Below are 15,941 nucleotides of genomic sequence, written 5' to 3'. Positions count from 1 at the left end.
CTCTCGGCGCGGTCAGTCGCAGGTGAGGGTGCGGGCCTCGGGGAGGGAGGCGGTGACCCGGGCGCGGGCGGTGGCGATGTTCCGGTCACCGGTGATCACCGTGTCCGCGGTGGGCCGGTCCCGGAGGCCGCCGACCAGGACCCGGTCGCCGGGGCCGAGCCGGGCGAGGTGGTCGTCGAGGACGAACGTCGTCGTCGGCGCGGGACTCCCCTGCGGCGCGTAGGCGTGTGTCACGCGGAGCGTGATCCGGTGCCGTGCCGCCCCCGGCACCGGTTCGGCGGCGGTCACCGTGCCCTCGGCGACCAGCCGGGCGCAGGCGAGGTAGCGGGGGGTGCCGAAGACCGCGGCGGCCTCCTGGCCCGCCGACGGACCGTCCGGCCGGGCCGCGGACTTGTCGGCCGCGCTGCCGCTCGCCGCGTCGTCGGAGGCACCACTGCCGCTCTGCACGACCAGCCAGCCCAGGCCCGTGACGACGACTCCCGCGCAGGCCGCCGCGAGGACGCCGAGGGCGAGGCGGAAGGGGCGGTGGCGGCGCGGGGCCGGGAGCCGGGCCGGAACCGGAGCCGGGCGCTCTTCCGGAACCGCGTCGCCCAGGGCGTCGCCCAGCAGGTTCAGCTGCTCCCGCAGCAGCGCCACGTCGGCCGTCGCCGACCGGTACTCGCCGCGGGCGTCCGCGCCCGCGTCCGGCGGCAGCGGCTCGCCCGTGATCGCGGCCATCAGCGCGTCGTACCCACCGGGGTGCTGTTCGGCGGCCATCTCACACCACCTCGTCCTCGTGCAGGCGGGCGCGCAGGGCCCGTACCGCCGCGTGCAGCCTGCTCTTGACCGTGCCCTCGGGGATGCCCAGCTCCTCGGCGATGCCGCGCACCGGAAGGTCGGCGTAGAAGCGCAGGACGAGGACCTGGCGCTGGGCGTCCGGCAGCTCGTCCAGGCCCTGGGCGATCGCAAGGGACAGGACGCTGCTGTCCTCGTCGCCGGGGTGCTCCGTCTGGCGCAGCGCGGCCAGGCGTTCCCCGAGCCGGTCCTGGCGGCGCCTGGCCCGGTGCCAGTCCATGGCCAGGTTGGAGGCGACGACCGCCGCCCAGGCGGACACGTCGCGCGGCGCCTCGCGGCCACTGGCCGTCCGCTCCAGCAGCCGCAGCCGGACCTGCTGCACCCCGTCCGGCAGGTCCGCCTGCGGCACCCCGCCGAGCGCCAGCACCGCCCGCACCCGGCGTTCCTGTGCCGCGTCCAGGGGGTCGTCGCGTACGCCGTCCTCCTGGCCGCGGCGGATCCGTCCGCGCAGCAAAGCCACCCCTCCCCCGGGCCACGTTTCCCCTAGGACGCGCGAGGCGCCCGAAACGTTCGCCCGTGCGGCCGCCTTTCGGTGCGAGGCGTACGTCACATCGTCGTGTGCGGTGGGAAGGGATGGGCAGGGGCGGAACAGCACAGCTTGCGGCGCGGGGGCGAGGCGACGGAATTTCTGCAGCTCAGCCGGGCTTCGTGCGCAAGGACCACACCCATCGCCCCGGTCGCCGCGTCCCGGTGCGCGGGCACACCGCGCAAAGGATTGGACAGGCGGGCCGGGCTTCGCCCCATGATGGAAAAGTCTCGGCCGAGCAAAGCGCGCGTGAGGACACGCGCACGAACGGAGAAGGAGTCACCGTGAGGGTCGGAATCGTCGGAGCCACCGGTCAGGTGGGCACGGTCATGCGCAGGATCCTCACGGAGCGCGACTTCCCGGTCACCGAACTGCGCCTGTTCGCCTCGGCGCGCAGTGCCGGCAAGGAGCTGGACGGCGTGACGGTGGAGGACGCGGCCACCGCCGACTACTCCGGGCTCGACATCGTGCTGTTCTCGGCGGGCGGCGCCACCTCCAAGGCGCTGGCCGAAAAGGTCGCCTCGCAGGGCCCCGTCGTGATCGACAACTCCTCCGCCTGGCGCCGCGACCCCGAGGTGCCCCTGGTGGTCTCCGAGGTGAACCCGCACGCGATCGCCGACCGCCCCAAGGGCATCATCGCCAACCCGAACTGCACCACGATGGCCGCGATGCCGGTGCTGCGTCCGCTGCACGCGGAGGCGGGCCTCGAAGCCCTCGTCGTCGCCACCTACCAGGCGGTGTCCGGTTCCGGCCTGGCCGGTGTGGACGAGCTGTTCGAGCAGGTCCAGAAGGTGGGCGCGGACGCCCCCAAGCTGACCCACGACGGCTCGGCCGTTCAGTTCCCGGAGCCGGACAAGTACGTGGCGCCGATCGCGTACAACGTGCTGCCGCTGGCCGGTTCCATCGTCGACGACGGTCTGCACGAGACGGACGAGGAGCAGAAGCTACGCAACGAGTCTCGCAAGATCCTGGAGATCCCGGAGCTGAAGGTGTCGGGCACCTGTGTGCGCGTGCCCGTCTTCAGCGGCCACTCCCTGCAGATCAACGCCCGATTCGCCCGCCCGATCAGCGTCGAGCGCGCCAAGGAGCTGCTGGCCGGCGCCCCCGGCGTCGCGCTCACCGAGGTGCCGACCCCGCTGGAGGCGGCCGGCCAGGACCCGTCGTACGTGGGCCGCATCCGCCAGGACGAGACCGTGGACAACGGCCTCGCCCTGTTCGTCTCCAACGACAACCTGCGCAAGGGCGCGGCCCTGAACGCGGTGCAGATCGCGGAGCTGGTGGCGGCGGAGCTGAAGGGCTGACGACCGGGTCAGCCCCGCCTGACCTCGTAGAGGAAGCAGCCGTACTCGACGGCCCGGACGTGGACGAACGCCACGGCCGGGTCGTCGAACGCTTCCCGGAGGGCGGGTGCGAAGCCGTCGGCGGACGCGACCAGGCGTCCGCCCAGGATGCGCCCCTGGGCGCAGTAGCGACGCACGGTGCGGTGCGAGTTGGTGAAGGGCAGGCCCTCCGTCTCCTCCGGTCCCGCGCAGTCGTCGGCGTGGATGAAGACGGGGCCCTGCTCGTCGTAGGCGCCCGGGTCGGCGCCCGTCTCCGCCGCCCAGCGGCGCAGCGGGGCGTAGGAGACCAGGGCGATGCGCTCGCCGGCGCGGCTGTGGCGCAGGCAGCAGCGCAGGGGTGCGCCGCCCTCGTCGTCGGTGAAGGGGGCGGGGACGCGGCCCGCGTCGTCGGTGGCGCGCAGTTCCTTGAGGGCGACGGGCGGGACGGGGTGTGCGCAGTAGCCGTTCATGGGGTCCAGGCTCGCGCGCGCGGGCCCCGGGCACCGGCGGGAAACGGACATCGCGTTGGACACAGGTCACGTGGAAGGATGGCGCAACCCACACATAACGAGGAGATGACCGCGTGCCTGGCACAAACCTGACTCGCGAAGAGGCGCGGCAGCGGGCGACGCTGCTGACCGTTGACTCGTACGAGATCGATCTCGACCTCACCGGCGCGCAGGAGGGCGGCACCTACCGGTCCGTGACCACGGTGCGCTTCGATGTCGCCGAGGGCGGCGGCGAGTCCTTCATCGACCTGGTCGCGCCGACGGTCCACGAGGTGACGCTGAACGGCGACGCCCTCGATGTGGCCGAGGTGTTCCAGGACTCCCGCATCGCCCTGCCGGGGCTGCTGCCGGGGCGCAACATCCTGCGCGTGGCCGCGGACTGCGCGTACACCAACACCGGTGAGGGTCTGCACCGGTTCGTCGATCCGGTGGACGACCAGGCGTACCTGTACACGCAGTTCGAGGTGCCGGACGCGCGCCGGGTCTTCGCGAGCTTCGAGCAGCCGGACCTGAAGGCGACGTTCCAGTTCACCGTGAAGGCCCCCGAGGGCTGGACGGTCATCTCCAACTCGCCGACGCCCGAGCCGAAGGACAACGTCTGGGAGTTCGAGCCGACCCCGCGGATCTCGTCGTACATCACGGCGCTGATCGTCGGCCCGTACCACTCGGTGCACAGCGTGTACGAGAAGGACGGCCAGTCGGTGCCGCTCGGCATCTACTGCCGTCCGTCGCTGGCCGAGCACCTCGACGCGGACGCCGTCTTCGACGTCACCCGGCAGGGCTTCGACTGGTTCCAGGAGAAGTTCGACTACCCGTACCCGTTCAAGAAGTACGACCAGCTCTTCGTGCCGGAGTTCAACGCGGGCGCGATGGAGAACGCGGGCGCGGTGACCATCCGGGACCAGTACGTGTTCCGCTCCAAGGTGACGGACGCCGCGTACGAGGTGCGGGCGGCGACGATCCTGCACGAGCTGGCGCACATGTGGTTCGGCGACCTGGTCACCATGGAGTGGTGGAACGACCTGTGGCTGAACGAGTCGTTCGCCACCTACGCCGAGGCCGCCTGCCAGGCCGCCGCGCCGGGGTCGAAGTGGCCGCACTCGTGGACGACGTTCGCCAACCAGATGAAGACCTGGGCGTACCGGCAGGACCAGCTGCCGTCCACGCACCCGATCATGGCGGACATCAGCGACCTGGACGACGTGCTCGTCAACTTCGACGGCATCACGTACGCCAAGGGCGCGAGCGTGCTCAAGCAGCTCGTCGCGTACGTCGGTGAGGACGCGTTCTTCCGGGGCGTGCAGGCGTACTTCAAACGGCACGCGTTCGGCAACACCCGCCTGTCCGACCTGCTGGGCGCGCTGGAGGAGACCTCGGGCCGCGACCTGAGGACCTGGTCGAAGGCGTGGCTGGAGACGGCCGGCATCAACGTGCTGCGCCCGGAGATCGAGACGGACGCGAACGGCGTCATCACCTCCTTCGCCGTCCGCCAGGAGGCCCCGGCGCTGCCGGCCGGTGCGAAGGGCGAGCCGACGCTGCGGCCCCACCGCATCGCGATCGGCGCCTACGACCTCGACGGCGACGGCAAGCTGGTGCGGGGCGAGCGCGTCGAACTGGACGTGGACGGCGAGCTGACGCCCGTGCCGCAGCTGGCCGGCAAGGCCCGCCCGGCGGTGCTGCTCCTGAACGACGACGACCTGTCGTACGCCAAGGTGCGGCTGGACGAGCAGTCGCTGGCGGTGGTCACCGAGCACCTCGGCGACTTCACCGAGTCGCTGCCGCGCGCCCTGTGCTGGGCGTCGGCCTGGGACATGACCCGCGACGCGGAGCTGGCCACGCGGGACTACCTGTCCCTCGTCCTGTCGGGCATCGGCAAGGAGTCCGACATCGGTGTCGTGCAGTCGCTGCACCGCCAGGTGAAGCTGGCGATCGACCAGTACGCCGCCCCGACCGCCCGCGAGGCGCTGCTCACCCGCTGGACCGAGGCCACGCTGGCCCACCTGCGGGCCGCCGAGGCGGGCAGCGACCACCAGCTGGCGTGGGCGCGGGCGTTCGCGGCGACGGCCCGGACGCCGGAGCAGCTGGACCTGCTGGACGCGCTGCTCGACGGCACGCAGACCATCGAGGGCCTGGCCGTCGACACGGAGCTGCGCTGGGCGTTCGTGCAGCGGCTGGCGGCCGTGGGCCGGTTCGGCGGGGCGGAGATCCAGAGCGAGTACGAGCGGGACAAGACGGCCGCCGGTGAGCGGCACGCGGCCACCGCGCGGGCCGCCCGGCCGACCGAGGCGGCCAAGGCGGAGGCCTGGGAGTCGGTCGTGGAGTCCGACAAGCTGCCGAACGCCGTGCAGGAGGCGGTCATCGCCGGCTTCGTCCAGACCGACCAGCGCGAGCTGCTGGCGTCGTACACGGAGCGGTACTTCGAGGCGCTGAAGGGCGTCTGGGAGTCCCGTTCGCACGAGATGGCCCAGCAGATCGCGGTCGGCCTGTACCCGGCCGTGCAGGTGTCCCAGGAGACCCTGGACCGCACGGACGCCTGGCTGGCCTCCGCCGAGCCGAACGCGGCGCTGCGCCGCCTGGTCTCGGAGTCCCGTTCGGGCATCGAGCGCGCGCTGAAGGCCCAGGCGGCGGACGCGGCGGCGGCCGAGTAGGCGGTACGTGCAAGGGGGGCGTCCGGTACGCGCGTCGCACCGGGCGCCCCTCGCGTGTGTCCGGCCGGGCCCGGCGGCGCCCCCTCGGGGGTCACGTCGCTCGTTGGTCCGCCGCCGTCCGCAGGGCTCTCAGCACCGTGGCGACGGCGGGGGCCTCCTCCGCGCCCTTGCGCACGGCCGCGACCACGTGCCGGACGGGGCGGTCCGCGTGCAGTTCGCGCATCGCCACGCCGTCCCGGGGCACGGCCGCCATGCGCGGTACCAGGGCGACGCCCATGCCCGCCCCGACCATGGCGAGGATCGCCGGCCAGCCGGCCGCCGCGTGGCCCCGGTGCGGCCGGAACCCGGCGGCCTCGCAGGCCCCGCGGGTGATGTCGGACCAGGGCCCGCTGCCGCCGAAGATCCACGGTTCGGCGGCGAGGTCGGCCAGCCGCAGCCGCTCCGCGCGGGCCAGCGGGTGGTCGCCGGGCAGGGCGACGTCCAGCGGGTCGGTGAGCAGCGGGACGCGGGTGAAGCGCGGGTCGACGACGCTCGGCGCCTGCGCGGCCAGCGACAGGGCGAGGTCCACCTCCCCGGCGGCCAGCAGCTCGTACGCCTCCTGCGCCTCGGCCTCCCGCACCCGCACCGCGAGTCCCGGACGCGTGGTGCGCAGGGCGGTGACGGCCGGTACGACGAGGGCGGGCACGGCGGTGGAGAAGGCGCCGACCCGGACCTCGCCCGCCTCCCCGCGGATGTGGGCCGCCAACTCGGCGTCGGCGCGCTCCAGTTGTTCGAACACCGCCTCGGCGTGCCGCAGCACCAGCCGCGCCGCGTCCGTCAGCCGGACCCTTCTGCCGTGGGCCTGGAGCAGTTCCACCCCCAATTGCTTGGCGAGGTTCGTCAGCTGCTGGGAGACGGCGGACGGCGTCATGTGCAGCGCCTCGGCCGTCGCGGTCACCGTGCCCCTCTCGCGCAGGGTGCGCAGGATCTGCAGCTTGCGGATGTCCCAGTCGGCCATGGCGGCAACCTACCGGCGGGCCCCCGCGCCGAGGACGACGCCGCCGAGGATCAGCGCCATGCAGCCCGCCTGCGTCCAGCCGGTCGGTTCGGCGAGCAGCGCCCAGGACAGCAGGGCGACGCACACCGGCTGGAGGTAGTAGACGACCCCGGCGCGGGAGGGTCCGATCAGGGAGATCGCCTTGTTCCAGGCGAAGAAGGCGACGGCGGAGGAGGCGACGCCGACGTAGAGGAGCGGCCACACGGTGCCCGGTGTCGGGTGGAAGCCGCCCTGGACGGCGAGGCTGACGCCCTGCGCGGGCAGCAGCAGGACCGTGCCGAACAGGAACGTGGTGAACAGGAACCCCGCCCCGTCCAGTCCCGCGGGCCTGCGGCGCAGCAGCGCGCTGTAGGACCCGAAGCAGCAGGCGGCGGCGATCATCCACAGGTCGCCGGCCGAGAAGGACGCCCCGTCGCCTCCGACCAGCAGCAGGACGCCCGCACAGGCGACGGCCAGCCCGGCGATCCGGCGGCCGCCGAGCCGCACGCCGCCCGCCCGTTCGTAGAGGGCCATGAGCACCGGGGACGCCGCCATGATCATGCCCATGTTGGCGGCGGGGGTGGTGACTCCGGCCTGGTTGACCAGGGTGTTGTAGACGGTCACGCCGAGCAGGGAGGCGAGGAGCACGAAGCCGAGGTGGCGCCGGATCAGCGCGCGTTGCCGCCAGGCCCGCCGCGCTCCGAAGGGGGCGACGACGGCGAGGGCCACCACCCAGCGCCAGAACGCGTGCTGGACGGGCGGCACGCTGTCGCCCAGGGCCCGCGAGGTGACGAAGCTGCCGGACCAGACGAGGGTGGCGAGGACGGCGAGCGCGAGCCCGAGGGCGACGGGCGCCGGCGGTCGTCCCGGGCCGGTGCGCGGGGCGGGGGTTGCGGTGGAGTGGGCGGTGGTGCGGCGGGTGGCTGTGGCCACGAAGGTCCTTTCCTGGGCGGAGGCCTGGCGGGCCTACCGTCGCAGGGCAGGACCCGTCAGGTCCATCGAATCTTCCCGACCCTTCTGTGAAGCAGAACTGAAAGGTCCTCCGACCGCCACGGCCGGCCGCGTGCGCGCCACCCGCTGCCCCGCGAGAGTCGCCCCGAACGCCACCGCCATGCCCGCCAGTTGCACCGGACCGAGCGCCTCGCCGAGGGCCGCCCAGCCGATCACGGCGGCGGTGAGCGGCGAGAGCGGGCCGAGGAAGGTGACCTGGGTGGCGGAGAGCCGGCCGATGCCGCGGAACCAGAGCCAGTACGCCAGTGCCGTGTTGGCCAGCGCCAGGTACAGGTAGCCGCCGACGGCCGGAGCGTCCAGGGCGGGCGGGGCACCCTCCACCAGCAGGGCGAGCGGCGCGATGAGCAGGCCGCCCGCGGTCAGCTGCCAGCCGGTGAGGGCGAGCGGGCCGACGCCGTCGGGACGGCCCCAACGCCCGGCGAGCACGGTGCCGGTGGACATGGAGGCGGTGGACGCGACGGCCGCCAGCACGCCGACCGTGTCCAGCCCCCCGGCCGCCTCCAGCACCACCAGGCTGACGCCGAACGCGGCGGCGACGCCGGTGAGCACGGACCGGGCGGTGGGGCGCTGCCCGAGCAGCAGGGCGGAGAGCCCCACGACGAGGAGCGGGCCGATCGAGCCGACGACGGCGGCCATCCCGCCGGGCATCCGGTAGGCGGCGAGGAACAGCAACGGGAAGAAGGCCCCGATGTTCAGCGCGCCCAGCACCGCCGCCTTCCCCCACCAGGCGCCGCGCGGCAGCACCCGGGCGAGGGCGAGCAGCAGCATCCCGGCGGGCAGGGCGCGCATCAGCCCGGTGAACAGGGGCCGGTCGGGCGGCAGGAACTCGGTGGTCACGGCGTAGGTGCTGCCCCAGCCGACGGGGGCGAGGGCGGTGAGCGCGATGACGGCGGGGCGGGTGGCGGCCATGAGGGCACCCTTCGGCGGACAGGAGAAGCAACTCGGTTGCAAGTAGCTTACTTCTAAGCAAGTTTCCGTCAAGCCACTTTCTTGCGGCCGAGCGGAATCGCCTCGATACTCGTCCCATGACTGAAAGTCCCCCCCGGCCCGAACCCCGCAAGGACCCCGTCGACGTGATCATCGACCAGTGGGCCGCGGTCCGGCCCGACCTGGACACGGCCGGCATGGAGGTGTTCGGCCGGGTCTTCCGGCTGGCGCGCGCGATGGGCGACCGGATGGAGCGGGCGTACGCCCGCTTCGGCATCTCGCGCGGGGAGTTCGACGCCCTGGCCACCCTGCGCCGCTCCGGCGAGCCCTACACGCTCTCCCCCCGGCAGCTCTCGGCCACGCTGATGCTCACCACCGGCGGCATGACCGGCCGGCTGGACAAGCTGGAACGGGCGGGACTGCTGCGCCGCTCCCCCGACCCGCACGACCGCCGGGGACTGCAGGTCACGCTCACCGAACGGGGTCTGGAGCTGATCGACGAGGCGGTCGGCGCGGGTCTCGACGCCCAGACCGAGGCGCTGGCCTCCCTCGACGCCGAACGGGCGGGTCAGCTGGCCGACCTGCTGCGGGACCTCCTCGCCGGCACGGAGCAGTAGGGCGGCCCGCGAAAGCGCGGGAAACCCGGGAAACGCCCGAGGGCGCCGTCCCCGTCCGCGTACGGCTGACGCGCGTACGTGCGGTGGGGGCGGCGCCCTCGGTGAAGCGTGTGCGGGAGGCCGGACGTCGGGTCAGGCCTTCGCGCCGACCTTGGCCTTGGCCTTGGTCCTGGTGCCGGGAGTCGACACCCGGTGGTCCGGGTGGGACCGGTCCAGGACCATGACCAGGCCCGCGATGACCGCGAACAGCGCGAGCGGGGCCAGGACGTAGAGACCCAGCGTCTCGACGACGCTCAGGCCGGTGCCGGGGTCGTCGCCGTCGTCGCGCGTCAGCGCGAGCGCGGGGGACGACATGAGCAGCATCATCAGCGTCGTACCGGCTGCCAGGGCGCCGGCGCGCAGGGCGTTCTTCTTGTCCACGGTGCAAAGTTAGCGAACGGTCCGGGCGACCGCGCGCCCGGGGTGCCCGTACGGGGCCCGCGGGCGCCCGGCGCGGCCGCCCCGCTCAGCCGTCCCGGACGGTGCCGCCTTCCCGTACGACGTCGATCAGGGCGTGCAGGCGGGGCGAGGCGGCCAGGTCCTCCAGCGTCACCGGGCGGCCCTCGGCGTCGGCGACGGGCAGCCGCCAGTTCGGGTACTGGTCCCAGGTGCCGGGCAGGTTCTGCGGGCGGCGGTCGCCGACGGCGTCCGGGAGCCAGATGCCGACCATGCGGGCGGGGGTGCGCAGCAGGAAGCGGTGCACGGCCTGGATCTCCGCCTCCTCGGCGGGCGTTCCGCTGTCGCCGCCGGTGCCGCTCAGCAGCCCGAGCCGGGCCAGGACGTCGAGCCACTGAGCGGTGTCCGCGGCGGCCTCGGCGCGTTCCTCCTCCAGCGGGCGGGTGAGCAGGCCGAGCCGGTGGCGGAGTTCGACGTGTTCGCCGGTGAGGCGGGCGGCGGTGGACGGCAGGTCGTGGGTGGTGGCGGTGGCCAGGCAGTCGGAGCGCCACCGCTCGGGCGGCAGGGGGCGGCCGTCGCCGGTCCAGTCCCGTTCGAACCACAGCACCGAGGTGCCCAGCACCCCGCGCTCGCGCAGCGCCTCGCGCACCCCGGGCTCCACGGTGCCGAGGTCCTCGCCGATGACGACGGCACCGGCCCGGCCCGCCTCCAGGACGAGGACGGCGAGCATGGCCTCGGCGTCGTAGTGGACGTACGCGCCCTCGGTGGGCGGGTGGCCCTCGGGCACCCACCAGAGCCGGAACAGGCCCATGACGTGGTCGACGCGCAGGGCCCCCGCGTGCCGGAAGAGACCGCGCAGCAGCTCCCGGAAGGGCGCGTACCCGGACTCGGCCAGGCGGTCCGGGCGCCAGGGCGGCAGACCCCAGTCCTGGCCGCGGGAGTTGAAGGCGTCCGGTGGCGCGCCCACCGACATCCCGGCGGCGAAGTACTCCTGCTGGGCCCAGGAGTCGGCGCCGCGCGGGTGCACGCCGACGGCGAGGTCGTGGACGATGCCGACCGGCATGCCCGCCTCGCGGGCGGTGAGCTGGGCGGCGGTGAGCTGGGTGTCGGTGAGCCAGGTGAGCCGGGAGTGGAAGTGGACGCGGTCCATCAGCTCGCCGCGCGCGCGGTCGGTCTCGGCCGAGCGGGGGTCGCGCAGGCCCTCGGGCCAGCGGTGCCAGTCGGAGCCGTGGACCTCGGCGAGGGCGCACCAGGTGGCGTGGTCCTCCAGGGCAGTGCCCTGTTCGGCGAGGTAGTCGCAGTAGGCGGCGCGGCGGCCGGGGCCGAGGGGGACCTCGTGGAGCAGTTCGAGGGCCTCGCGCTTCAGCTCCCACACGGCGTCCCGGTCGATCAGGGCGCCCTTGTCCAGGACGCCCTCGCGCAGCCGCCCGGCCCGTTCCCGCAGGACCCGGGCGCGCTCGGGGTCGGTGACGTGGGCGAACTCGGGCACGTCCTCGATCCGCAGGTGCACCGGGTCGGGGAAGCGGCGCGAGGACGGCCGGTACGGGGAGGGGTCGGTGGGGGCGCCGGGTACGGCCGCGTGCAACGGGTTGACCTGGACGAATCCGGCGCCGAGGGAGCGTCCGGCCCAGGCGGCCAGCTCGCCCAGGTCGCCCAGGTCGCCCATGCCCCAGGAGCGGCGGGAGAGCAGGGAGTAGAGCTGGACGAGGAGTCCGTGGCAGCGGGCGTCGGGGGTGGGCAGCCGGGCGGGCGCGACGATCAGGTGGGCCTCGGCGGTCCGGCCGTCGGGCGCGGTGGCGGTCAGCCGGTGGACGCCGGGCGGGAGCGGTCCGGCGCCGTCGCGGCGCTCGCCCTGCTCGGTGTCGACGCGCAGTCGGGTGCCCGCGGGCAGGGCGGCCAGCGCGGCGGGGGTGCCGCCGCCGTCCCAGCGGACGACGGTGGGCGGCAGCAGCCGTTCGCGCAGCTCGCTCTCGCGGGCGGCGAGCGCGGCCCGTACGGCCCCGGAGGTGCTCGCGTCCACGCCGAGGGCGGCCAGCGCGAGGGTGACGGCGGTGGCCGAGGCCGGGACGGTGCGGTCCGGGGAGGGGCGGTAGGAGGTGGCGACGCCGTGCAGGGCGGCGAGCCTGGTCAGATCCTCGGGAAGGTCCTCGGCGGGGGGCTCGGCCGGCCGGTCTGCGGGCATCTGCTTCCTCTACGACCTCGTGGGTTCCGGGACGGCGAAGGAGGGGCCGCCCTGCTCCGGCACGTCGGCCGTGAGTTCGGGCGAGGACTCGCTGGTCAGCGGTACGGCGTCGGCGAACGGCGACTCGCTGGTGAGGGGTTCGGCGTCGGGCAGCGGCGGTTCGCTGGTCAGCGGGGTCTCGGCGCAGCTGCCGGTGGCGCCGAAGACGCAGTAGTGCGGGGTCTCGGAGGCGGCGGAGGGCTCCGCCCAGGGAGTGGACGGCTCCGCCACGGGTTTGGAGGGGGCCGGCAGCAGAAGGGGTGCCAGTGCAGCCACGGGGGTCTCCTTTGGTTCAGGCTCTGGGTCGGACGGTGGATCAAGCTCTGGATGAGGCTTCGGGTCGGGCTCTGGAGCAAGCTCGGGTTCGGGCGTGGTGTCGAGCACGCTTGTGGCGGGTTACGGCAGCCCCTACCCAGTCCGCGCGAGGACAGACGCCCCGACACCAACAACGTGCTCCTGGTCACACCCTCCCCTCCCGAACGCATACAGATCCGGCCAAAAAATCACCTAACCCGCGCGCGGATCGCCCAAACCGGTCACCTGGGCACGCTCGCCCCGACGGATCCCGCTCAGCTATTCACTCAGTACATGTACTCGGTGAATACTGGTTCCCCATGAGCACCCGTCACCTCCTCCTGGGTCTGCTCGCTGCGGGGCCGAGCCACGGCTACGACCTCAAGCGACGCCACGACGAACGCTTCCCCCAGGCCCGCCCGCTGGCGTACGGCCAGGTCTACACGACCCTCCAGCGCCTGGTCCGGGACGGGCTCGCCGAGGTCGACGGCACCGCGTCGGAGGGCGGCCCGGAGCGGACCGCGTACCGCGCCACGGACGAGGGGACGCGCGAACTGGCGCGGTGGGCGGGCGAGATCGCACCGCCGGCGCCCTTCGTGACGAACGAGATCTTCGCCAAGGTCGTCGTGTCGATCCTCACCGGCGGCGACGCGGGCGCCTATCTGCTGGCCCAGCGCGCCGCCCACATGGCCCGGATGCGGGAACTCACGGGGCTCAAGACCGCCCCGGGCACGGACCTGACGACCGTGCTCTCGGCCGACTACGCCCTCAACCACCTCGACGCCGACCTCCGTTGGATGACCACCACGGCGGCCCGGCTCACCACCCTGACCACGGAGGTCCGCACGGCATGACGCACGGGGACACGGACACGCGCCCGACGACGACGGCGCCGCTGCTCACCGCCCGCGAACTGGTGAAGGCACACGGCAGGACCGAGGCCCTGCGCGGCGCCTCCCTCGACCTGCGGGCCGGGGAGATCCTCGCCGTCACCGGCACCAGCGGCAGCGGGAAGTCGACGCTGCTGCACTGCCTGGCCGGGATCGTCCGGCCGGACGCCGGTTCGGTGGCCTACGGCGGCCTGCGGCTGGAGGAGCTGCCGGAGAAGCGGCTGAGCGAGCTGCGCCGCACCGACTTCGGCGTGGTCTTCCAGTTCGGTCAGCTGATCCCGGAGCTGACGGCGCTGGACAACGTGGCGCTGCCGCTGCTGCTGGCCGGCACCGCCCGCGCCGAGGCCCGGGTGCGGGCCGGGGAGTGGCTGGAGAAGTTCGGGGTGCGCGGGCAGGAGGAGCTGCGGCCGGGCGAGCTGAGCGGTGGGCAGGCGCAGCGGGTGGCGCTGGCCCGCGCGCTGGTCACCGGGCCGAAGGCGGTGTTCGCGGACGAGCCGACCGGCGCGCTGGACTCGCTGGCGACCGAGCAGGTGATGACGGCGCTGGCGCACACGGCCCGCGAGTCGGGCACCGCGGTGCTGCTGGTCACGCACGACGCACAGGTCGCCGCCTACGCGGACCGCGAGGTCCGGCTGCGGGACGGCGCGGTGTCCCCGCTGGAGGTGACGGCATGAGCACGATGACCTCCGACCTGCGGCTGGCCCGGGAACTGGTGCGGGGCTCCGACCGGCGGGAGTGGTGGCGGATCGCCCTGACGGCGGCGGGCGCGGCCCTGGCGACCGGCTTCGCGCTGGCGGCGGTCACCCTCGCGTCGGTCCCGGACGGCTACACCGTCTCCCACTTCCACGGCCTGCTGACCGGAACCGGCACCCGCGGCGGGGTGATCAGCGGCCTGCTGCTGTTGCTGGTGCCGGTCCTGGCCTTCCTCGGCCAGTGCGCCCGGATCGGCGCCGTGCACCGCGACCGGCGCCTGGCCGGGCTGCGGCTGGCCGGAGCGGCCCCGTGGCAGGTGCGCAGGATCGCCGCGCTGGAGACCGGACTGGCGTGTCTGCTGGGCTCGGCGGTGGCGACCGTCTTCACCACCCTCTTCGTGCTGCGCCTGTGGAGCGGCCCGACCCCGGTGACCTGGGTGGGCTTCGCGCTCGTCGCGGCCGGCGTGCCGGTGCTGGGCGCGGCGGCCGGTGCGCTGGCGCTGCGCCGGGTGGTGGCCTCGCCGCTGGGCCGGGTGCGCCGGGCGGGACAGCGGACGGGGCGCGGACCGGGTCTGCTGTTCCTGACCGGGCTGGTGGTGCTGGTCGCGGTGGCGCCGCTCGCCCTGAACCGAGGCCACGTGGCGGGCAACCGGTTCGCCTGGCAGCCGCCGTTGGCCGTCTTCTGCCTGGTGGTCGCGCTGGGCGCGGGTGTGGTGTGGCTGGCCGGTGCCACGGCCCGGCTCACGGGCAGCCTGCTCGCCGCGCGGGCCCGTACGGCGGCGCCGCTCATCGCGGCGGAACGGCTGCGCGACGACCCGTGGGCCCCGGCCCGCACCCACGCCGCCGTCCTGCTGGTGACGATCGCCGGTACGGCCTTCCTGTGCGTCCGGGACGCGCTGCTCACCGACCTGCTCGCCGCCGGTCCGGAGCACCGCGCCGCCGACATGGGGTACTACACCACCGGCCTGGACCTGACCGGCGCGGCCGTCCTCGTCGCCCTGGCGATCGCCCTGTCCGGCCTCGCCGTGGGCACCGCCGAGTCCCTGGTCACCCGCCGCCGGACGCTGGCCGCCCAGGTCGCCGCCGGCGTGCCCCGCACGGTCCTGAACCGCGCCCTCCTCCTGGAGACCGCCCTCCCCCTGGCCCCCGCCCTGCTGCTGGCCGGCGCCGGAGGCATGGGCATCGGCGTCTGGTACTCCGCCCGCACCAGCGACGGCTCGCTCCCGTGGACGGCCCTCCTGGTCGCCCCCGCCGTACACGCGGCCTGCCTCCTGTCGGCGGCGGCGTCCCTGCCCCTGCTGGGCCGATCGGTACGGCCCGGGGAGCTGCGGTACGCGTGAAGCGCACGACGCCACTGCCGCGGCGGCTCCTCGGGGCGCTCGACCGTTTCAACGCCGCTCATCCCTGGGACCACAACGCCCACTACCACCGCTGGATCCTGCGACAGCTCCCCAACCGGTTCGGCAGCGCGCTGGACGTCGGTTCCGGCGCCGGTGACCTGGTCCGTCTGCTCGCCACCCGGGCCGACGAGGTCCACGGCGTGGACTCCGACCCCGTGATCACCTCGCGGGCGCGCCTGCTGACCCCCAAGGGGACGGCCGCGGCCTTCGGCGTCGCGGACGCCCCGGCGGAACTTCCCGCCGGACCCCACGACGTCATCACCTGCGTCGCCACCCTCCACCACCTGCCGTTCACCGAGGCCCTCGACGCCTTCCGCCGGCACCTGGCCCCCGGCGGCACCCTGGTCGTCGTCGGCCTCTACCGGCCGCTGACCGTCACGGACCACCTGCTGTCCGCCGCCGCCGTCGTCCCGAACGCCGCCGTCGGGTGGCTCCGGAACCGGGGCCGGCGTTCCGCCCCACCCACCTCGATGACCGCCCGGACCCGACCGGCCGGCATGCCCTTCACCGCCATCGCCGAAGCGGCCCGCACGGTGCTGCCGGGCGCCCGGCTGCGCCGTCGTCTGTTCTGGCGCTACACACTCACCTGGCGCCGCCCCTGAC

General features: G+C 74.3%; 16 protein-coding genes. 7 read left to right on the top strand and 9 right to left on the bottom strand.

Translation table 11 applies throughout. From position 1 onward, the window contains the following. Nucleotides 1-12: 12 nt before the first annotated feature. Nucleotides 13-756, bottom strand: a complete 744-nt coding sequence (locus ACZ6IM_RS02350) for a hypothetical protein (RefSeq protein ID WP_052838129.1) — start codon at nucleotides 754-756, stop codon at nucleotides 13-15. Nucleotide 757: 1 nt separating this feature from the next. Further along, nucleotides 758-1,288, bottom strand: a complete 531-nt coding sequence (locus ACZ6IM_RS02345) for an RNA polymerase sigma factor (RefSeq protein ID WP_052838128.1) — start codon at nucleotides 1,286-1,288, stop codon at nucleotides 758-760. 356 nt (nucleotides 1,289-1,644) lie between these two features. Between ACZ6IM_RS02345 and ACZ6IM_RS02340 the strand changes: the two genes are divergently transcribed. Then, nucleotides 1,645-2,661, top strand: a complete 1,017-nt coding sequence (locus tag ACZ6IM_RS02340; protein WP_052838127.1) for an aspartate-semialdehyde dehydrogenase — start codon at nucleotides 1,645-1,647, stop codon at nucleotides 2,659-2,661. A gap of 8 nt (nucleotides 2,662-2,669) precedes the next feature. Here the strand turns inward: ACZ6IM_RS02340 and ACZ6IM_RS02335 are convergent, their stop codons facing one another. After that, complete coding sequence (locus ACZ6IM_RS02335) at nucleotides 2,670-3,149, bottom strand: DUF1203 domain-containing protein (RefSeq protein WP_052838126.1); 480 nt, start codon at nucleotides 3,147-3,149, stop codon at nucleotides 2,670-2,672. 113 nt (nucleotides 3,150-3,262) lie between these two features. On the opposite strand from ACZ6IM_RS02335, the gene pepN reads away from it, so the two are divergent. Beyond that, on the top strand, nucleotides 3,263-5,836 hold the full coding sequence (pepN, locus tag ACZ6IM_RS02330; protein ID WP_469553890.1) for an aminopeptidase N: 2,574 nt from the start codon (nucleotides 3,263-3,265) through the stop codon (nucleotides 5,834-5,836). Between the two features lie 91 nt (nucleotides 5,837-5,927). On the opposite strand, the gene ACZ6IM_RS02325 is transcribed toward pepN, so the two are convergent. Genes ACZ6IM_RS02325 through ACZ6IM_RS02315 form a run of 3 tightly spaced genes read right to left on the bottom strand, consistent with a single transcriptional unit; the run spans nucleotide 5,928 to nucleotide 8,771 of the window. After that, nucleotides 5,928-6,833 carry a LysR family transcriptional regulator gene (locus ACZ6IM_RS02325; protein WP_052838124.1) on the bottom strand — a complete coding sequence of 302 codons (906 nt, stop codon included), beginning with the start codon at nucleotides 6,831-6,833 and terminating at the stop codon, nucleotides 5,928-5,930. A gap of 9 nt (nucleotides 6,834-6,842) precedes the next feature. Continuing rightward, nucleotides 6,843-7,784, bottom strand: a complete 942-nt coding sequence (locus tag ACZ6IM_RS02320; protein ID WP_052838123.1) for a DMT family transporter — start codon at nucleotides 7,782-7,784, stop codon at nucleotides 6,843-6,845. A 33-nt stretch (nucleotides 7,785-7,817) separates the two neighbouring features. Then, the gene (locus ACZ6IM_RS02315; protein ID WP_052838122.1) at nucleotides 7,818-8,771 is read right to left on the bottom strand and encodes an EamA family transporter; all 954 of its coding nucleotides are present in this window, start codon (nucleotides 8,769-8,771) and stop codon (nucleotides 7,818-7,820) included. 116 nt (nucleotides 8,772-8,887) lie between these two features. On the opposite strand from ACZ6IM_RS02315, the gene ACZ6IM_RS02310 reads away from it, so the two are divergent. After that, the gene (locus ACZ6IM_RS02310) at nucleotides 8,888-9,406 is read left to right on the top strand and encodes a MarR family winged helix-turn-helix transcriptional regulator (RefSeq protein WP_052838121.1); all 519 of its coding nucleotides are present in this window, start codon (nucleotides 8,888-8,890) and stop codon (nucleotides 9,404-9,406) included. Nucleotides 9,407-9,538: 132 nt separating this feature from the next. Here ACZ6IM_RS02310 and ACZ6IM_RS02305 read toward each other — a convergent pair whose 3' ends face one another. The 3 genes from ACZ6IM_RS02305 to ACZ6IM_RS02295 form a co-directional block, all read right to left on the bottom strand. Then, complete coding sequence (locus tag ACZ6IM_RS02305) at nucleotides 9,539-9,826, bottom strand: hypothetical protein (RefSeq protein WP_052838120.1); 288 nt, start codon at nucleotides 9,824-9,826, stop codon at nucleotides 9,539-9,541. Nucleotides 9,827-9,911: 85 nt separating this feature from the next. Beyond that, complete coding sequence (gene malQ / locus ACZ6IM_RS02300; RefSeq protein WP_052838119.1) at nucleotides 9,912-12,023, bottom strand: 4-alpha-glucanotransferase; 2,112 nt, start codon at nucleotides 12,021-12,023, stop codon at nucleotides 9,912-9,914. Nucleotides 12,024-12,032: 9 nt separating this feature from the next. Beyond that, a complete protein-coding gene (locus ACZ6IM_RS02295; RefSeq protein ID WP_052838118.1) occupies nucleotides 12,033-12,338 on the bottom strand; it encodes a hypothetical protein in 306 nt (101 codons plus the stop codon). Between the two features lie 338 nt (nucleotides 12,339-12,676). Between ACZ6IM_RS02295 and ACZ6IM_RS02290 the strand changes: the two genes are divergently transcribed. The 4 genes from ACZ6IM_RS02290 to ACZ6IM_RS02275 are packed head-to-tail and all read left to right on the top strand — an operon-like array spanning nucleotide 12,677 to nucleotide 15,940. Beyond that, entirely contained in the window at nucleotides 12,677-13,210 is a 534-nt protein-coding gene (locus ACZ6IM_RS02290) for a PadR family transcriptional regulator (protein ID WP_052838117.1), read from the top strand. After that, nucleotides 13,207-13,920 carry an ABC transporter ATP-binding protein gene (locus ACZ6IM_RS02285; protein ID WP_469553888.1) on the top strand — a complete coding sequence of 238 codons (714 nt, stop codon included), beginning with the start codon at nucleotides 13,207-13,209 and terminating at the stop codon, nucleotides 13,918-13,920. The genes ACZ6IM_RS02290 and ACZ6IM_RS02285 overlap by 4 nt, the downstream gene beginning before the upstream one ends. Further along, nucleotides 13,917-15,278 carry an FtsX-like permease family protein gene (locus ACZ6IM_RS02280; protein ID WP_469553887.1) on the top strand — a complete coding sequence of 454 codons (1,362 nt, stop codon included), beginning with the start codon at nucleotides 13,917-13,919 and terminating at the stop codon, nucleotides 15,276-15,278. The genes ACZ6IM_RS02285 and ACZ6IM_RS02280 overlap by 4 nt, the downstream gene beginning before the upstream one ends. Next, complete coding sequence (locus tag ACZ6IM_RS02275) at nucleotides 15,275-15,940, top strand: class I SAM-dependent methyltransferase (protein WP_469553885.1); 666 nt, start codon at nucleotides 15,275-15,277, stop codon at nucleotides 15,938-15,940. The genes ACZ6IM_RS02280 and ACZ6IM_RS02275 overlap by 4 nt, the downstream gene beginning before the upstream one ends. Nucleotide 15,941 lies beyond the last annotated feature (1 nt).

Source organism: Streptomyces sp. NPDC042336 (genome assembly GCF_055581985.1).
This window is presented reverse-complemented; position numbering and strand designations above follow the sequence as displayed.

Bases quoted from the DNA above. Each gene is read 5' to 3' on its own strand.
- ACZ6IM_RS02350 (WP_052838129.1), bottom strand. From the start codon at position 756: ATGGCCGCCGAACAGCACCCCGGTGGGTACGACGCGCTGATGGCCGCG.
- ACZ6IM_RS02335 (WP_052838126.1), bottom strand. From the start codon at position 3,149: ATGAACGGCTACTGCGCACACCCCGTCCCGCCCGTCGCCCTCAAGGAA.
- ACZ6IM_RS02325 (WP_052838124.1), bottom strand. From the start codon at position 6,833: ATGGCCGACTGGGACATCCGCAAGCTGCAGATCCTGCGCACCCTGCGC.
- ACZ6IM_RS02315 (WP_052838122.1), bottom strand. From the start codon at position 8,771: ATGGCCGCCACCCGCCCCGCCGTCATCGCGCTCACCGCCCTCGCCCCC.
- ACZ6IM_RS02310 (WP_052838121.1), top strand. From the start codon at position 8,888: ATGACTGAAAGTCCCCCCCGGCCCGAACCCCGCAAGGACCCCGTCGAC.
- malQ (WP_052838119.1), bottom strand. From the start codon at position 12,023: ATGCCCGCAGACCGGCCGGCCGAGCCCCCCGCCGAGGACCTTCCCGAG.
- ACZ6IM_RS02290 (WP_052838117.1), top strand. From the start codon at position 12,677: ATGAGCACCCGTCACCTCCTCCTGGGTCTGCTCGCTGCGGGGCCGAGC.
- ACZ6IM_RS02285 (WP_469553888.1), top strand. From the start codon at position 13,207: ATGACGCACGGGGACACGGACACGCGCCCGACGACGACGGCGCCGCTG.
- ACZ6IM_RS02280 (WP_469553887.1), top strand. From the start codon at position 13,917: ATGAGCACGATGACCTCCGACCTGCGGCTGGCCCGGGAACTGGTGCGG.